Raw genomic sequence first — 4069 nt, forward strand, 5'->3', positions numbered from 1 at the left:
AATCGCCCGATACCCCTCGTCACCGAACAGGGGCTGGAGCACGCTGGCCCGCCCCTCGGCCTTGCGGATGATGTCGGCGACGATCTCCGGCATGGGGCGGAATTCTTCGACCCCCTGCTTCAGCTTCTCCGGGTCGAAGACCGAGATGCCCGCCCGCTGGAGGTCCTTGCCCTTGGCGACGATGGTGCGCAACATGCCTTCAAAAGCCGTGGTCGCCTGCTCCGCCGACCCGGTGCCCATCCGAGCCACCTGCAGGAGCGCGCCCATGCCCTGGACGGCCTCGTCGCCGCTGTAGCCCAGGGCGCTGAATGCGCTCACGGCACGCTCGCCCATGGTCGCCAGATTCTCGACCGTGAACGCCCCTTCCTTGCCCTGGCGCACCAAGGTGTCGAGGTTGGCGATCACCTGATCGGACAGCGTCAGGCCCAGCTTCTTGAACTCGGACACCAGCGCGCCAATGTCCCGTCCCCGCGCCCCACTGGCCTGGATGGCCAACCCGAGCCCGCGCAGATTGCTGGTCGCGAATGACACGTCACCCGTCTTCTCGACGATGGCCTCCACGGCGTCGAGCAGTTGCGAGGGGTCGACCCGGACATCGCTCATCTGGGCGACCTCGAAGATCTGATCCCGCAGGGCGTCCACCTGCTGACCGGTGATCTGCGCCTGGGTACCGAGCCGGGTCAGGCGGGCGTCGAGCCGCACCACCCCAGTCACCGTCCCGGCCCCGGCGGCGCCGGCGGCCAGGGCGGACCAGCGATTGCCCAGCGCGTCCAGCCCTCGGCCGAGCCCACCCACGGCGCGGCGCATCACGCCGGCCTGGTTGACCACGCCCCGGCTGAGGCCGCTCCACTGACGGCCGATGGCCGCCGACTGGCGGACCAGGTCGCCCTTCAAGTTGATCGTGATGGCGTGGTTGAGGTCGCTCATCGGCTCAGTCGGTTCAGGTCATCGAGGTGCGCCAGGGCCTGGCGCAGGCTGAGGGCCAGCACGTCGGCGCGGCTCCAGTGGAGGCGCGCCGACAACAGGGCGAGCAGGCGGCGGACGTCAGGCGTCGCCGCCCTGGCCTCGCCCCCGCTCGCCGATCCCCCGGGCGGTGGCCTCGAGCGCCGCCGCGCCGGCCGCGTCCAGCTCGGACGCCGCGCGCTGCAACAGGCCCAGGTCGTGGCCGGACAGGGTCGCCAGCTCGGCCACCGTCAGCGGGCCGTCGCGGTCGCCGATCCGGGCGATCTGCCGGGCCAGCAGTTCGACGCCGAGGCGCTGATCGCTAACCAGCAGCTGCCAGCCCTGGGGCGTGGCGACGGGGCGCTCGGCGGCGGCGGTGGCGGCGAAGATGTCGCCGGCGGTGACCTCGCGCAGCACCACGTCGCGGGCCACCGTGTCGCCCACCTTCAGGCCATCGCGCAGGGTGAGGGTGTGAGTTGCCATGATCTGATCACCCCACCTTCTCGGCCGGCGGGCCGTAGAACTGGACGCTGGCCTTGGAATCCGACCCGTCGCTGAACGTGGGCCGGCCTTTGCACCACGCATGCGGCACGGTGTAGGTCTGCCCGGTGTCCAGCTCGACCGCCAGCGTCACGTCGGACAGGCCCGCGAACCAGTCCAGGTCGGTCGACGCCGTGACATCAAACTCCGGCTTGGCGCTGAACCCGCGCCGGGTCTCGGAGAACCGGCCCGGATAGTGGCCGTTCTCCTTGTCGTTGCGCTCCACGCCGCCGAGGTCGATCTCGGTGCCGGGGTAGCTTTCGATCAGCTCGCCATCGACCTTGATGGTGACCTTGCCGAGGGTGCGGCTCATGGTGGGGTCTCCTTACAGCCGGAATTCGATCTTGCCGGCGAAGATGCGCAGCTGGTTGACCACGTCAGGCGGGATGACCGCGTCGACCCGGTTGGGGTCGTTCGCGTTGCGCTCGACGATCAGGTCGCGCTTGAACTGGTCGAAGCCCTCGACCAGGCCGGCGTCTTCCCAGTCCTTGAACAGGGCCACCAGCTCGGCGCGGATCACGTCGGGCGTGACGATGGCCTGGCCGGCCCCGTAGGCGGTGCCGTTGCTGGCCAGCTTGTGGCGCGGGAACTTCTGGGTGATCCGGGCGCGCAGGCTGTAGCGGAGGTAGGCCACGGTGGCCAGCGTGGTGACGTCCAGGTAGCTGGCGTCCTCGATGCCGCCGGCGTCGACCTCGTAGGTGGTGACCGCCCGCTCGACCAGCACCCGGCCGCCGGCGTCCACCTTGTGGGTGGCAACACCGTCGTGCAGCAGCAGGTTGCGCTCGGTCAGGTCGAACCGTTCCTCGACCGCCGGCGGCAGCAGGCCGTCCAGCACCAGGGTCTGCAGCGGCCGGGCCGGGTCGATCTGCAAATGGTAGCTGGCGACGGCCGCCAGCGCCGCCGCCCAGGCCCAGGGTCCACTGGGCGAGGCGCCGGCCCCCAGGATCGACAGGTGGGGGCTGTTGCGGCTGTTGCCGAGCGTGGTCAGGTCCGCGTGGGTGCCGCTGGCCCCGGCCCAGATGAACATGTCGCGCATGTCCATGCCCTCGAAGCGGCGCGCCGCCTCGGCCTCGAGCGCGGCGAGGTTGGCCGCGTCGGTCCACGGGATCACCACGTCGGTCCACCACTCGTCGCCCATCGCCGCCACCGCGTCGGCCACGTCGGGGTTGGCGGTGCCGCCGGACAGGGCGGTGACGGCCAGCCCCACGCCGGCCGGCAGGGCCTCGCCGGTGTGGTAGCTGTGGCGCACGTCGATGTGGTTGCCGGTCTCGCCGGCGTTGCGGGCGGTCAGATCAACCTGGGCGTCGTCGACACCGTTGACGGCGGCACTCAGCGGCAGGTCGGTCTGGGCATTGATGGCGGCGGCGATGGCCGTGGCGATGGCGGCCGGCGCGTCACCCGCCGCCACACCGACCCGCACCCGCGCCCCGTCGATCATCAGGGCGATGGTGCCGCCGGCCGTGGCCGGCCCGCTGACCGCGATGCTGCCGCTCGCCGCCTGGGCCGCGTCGTCGTCGTCCAGGCCGATGCCCCAGACCTCGGTGTAGTCGTTGCCCGCCTTGAAGGCCCGGAACATCAGGTGCAGGATCGACCCCCGCCCGAAGTAGCCCTGGGCAGCGCGCTCGGTCAGCACCTGCACGGGCGTGCCGGCCGGCACCGTGCCACTGTCGAGCCGAGGCCCGATCAGCAGCACCTTGCGCGGCATGCCCACCAGACCGCGCAGCGCCCGGCTGTTGTCGATCTCGACATAGGCGCCGGGGACGCGCAGATCGACCGGGATGGTGTTGAAGGAGATCGCCATGGTCAGGCCTCGTCAGTCTTGGGGGCGGGCTTGGCGGACTTGGCGAGCTTGGGCGGCCGGCCCAGGCTCACGTCGCCGCCACGCAGGCGTCGGCGCCAATAGGGGGTGTCCGGCACGGTGGCGCCCTCGGCCGGCAGATGGCGACTGCCGCCCCGGGCATCGGGATCGGCCACCAGCAGGCCCGCCCGGGGGACCACGTAGATCGTCTCGGCCATGTCAGGCTCCTTGCGGGTTGAAATCGGCCAGGGCGTCGCCGCCGGCCGGCGGATCATCGGTGGGCAGATCGACACCGCCGTGCGCCGGCACGTCCCAGGCCCCGACGAAGCGGGTGAAGTCGCCCAGAGTGGCCGCCTCGGCATCGCTCATGGCGGGGCCGCCGTAGGCGGTGGACAGCTCCAGCCCGTACACCACGGCACCCACCTGTCGGGTCCACTTCGAGGCCAGGAGCTTGACGCGCCCCGGCTGGAGGGGGTCGACGTCCAGCCCCAACGACTGCCCGGCGAGCAGCGCCCGGCAGTCGGCCAGCAGTTGGTAGGCCCCGGGACGCCCCGCGCCTTGACCGCGCCGCGCGGCTGCCTCGTTGCGCCGGCTCTGGGCGGCGGCAACCAGCGCGAAGGTGATCGGGTGGTTCCAGCCGTTGCCGCGCCGCTGGGCCGGACCCTCTCCGGCGAATACGACCCAGATCGCCGGGAAGCGCCGGACCAAGGTCTCCACTTCCTCGTCGAGCTCGCGGGTATAGGCGCCCACGGTCGGGATCTGGTAGCCCAGGGCGCCGGAGCGCGCGGC

Annotated in this window: 6 protein-coding genes; all 6 read right to left on the reverse strand. The window is 71.7% G+C overall.

Features of this window, described 5'->3' with window-relative positions:
• Positions 1 to 927 (reverse strand): phage tail tape measure protein (locus tag BLR95_RS14820; RefSeq protein WP_143131037.1); only part of this gene is annotated, 927 nt, incomplete at its 3' end.
• 117 nt (positions 928 to 1044) lie between these two features.
• The gene (locus BLR95_RS14825; RefSeq protein ID WP_092621948.1) at positions 1045 to 1425 is read right to left on the reverse strand and encodes a phage tail assembly protein; all 381 of its coding nucleotides are present in this window, start codon (positions 1423 to 1425) and stop codon (positions 1045 to 1047) included.
• A gap of 7 nt (positions 1426 to 1432) precedes the next feature.
• Positions 1433 to 1795, reverse strand: a complete 363-nt coding sequence (locus BLR95_RS14830; RefSeq protein WP_092621950.1) for a phage tail tube protein — start codon at positions 1793 to 1795, stop codon at positions 1433 to 1435.
• Positions 1796 to 1807: 12 nt separating this feature from the next.
• Complete coding sequence (locus tag BLR95_RS14835) at positions 1808 to 3283, reverse strand: phage tail sheath subtilisin-like domain-containing protein (protein ID WP_092621952.1); 1476 nt, start codon at positions 3281 to 3283, stop codon at positions 1808 to 1810.
• A gap of 2 nt (positions 3284 to 3285) precedes the next feature.
• Positions 3286 to 3498 carry a DUF2635 domain-containing protein gene (locus BLR95_RS14840; protein ID WP_092621954.1) on the reverse strand — a complete coding sequence of 71 codons (213 nt, stop codon included), beginning with the start codon at positions 3496 to 3498 and terminating at the stop codon, positions 3286 to 3288.
• Position 3499: 1 nt separating this feature from the next.
• Positions 3500 to 4069, reverse strand: a 570-nt coding sequence (locus BLR95_RS14845) for a phage protein Gp37 (protein ID WP_092621956.1), incomplete at its 5' end; no start/stop codon positions are given.

It is taken from the genome of Roseospirillum parvum (assembly GCF_900100455.1).
In the GTDB taxonomy this organism is placed as follows: domain Bacteria; phylum Pseudomonadota; class Alphaproteobacteria; order Rhodospirillales; family Rhodospirillaceae; genus Roseospirillum; species Roseospirillum parvum.

Coding starts and splice junctions, on each gene's coding strand:
- BLR95_RS14835 (WP_092621952.1), bottom strand. CDS start 3,283: ATGGCGATCTCCTTCAACACCATCCCGGTCGATCTGCGCGTCCCCGGC.
- BLR95_RS14840 (WP_092621954.1), bottom strand. CDS start 3,498: ATGGCCGAGACGATCTACGTGGTCCCCCGGGCGGGCCTGCTGGTGGCC.
- BLR95_RS14830 (WP_092621950.1), bottom strand. CDS start 1,795: ATGAGCCGCACCCTCGGCAAGGTCACCATCAAGGTCGATGGCGAGCTG.
- BLR95_RS14825 (WP_092621948.1), bottom strand. CDS start 1,425: ATGGCAACTCACACCCTCACCCTGCGCGATGGCCTGAAGGTGGGCGAC.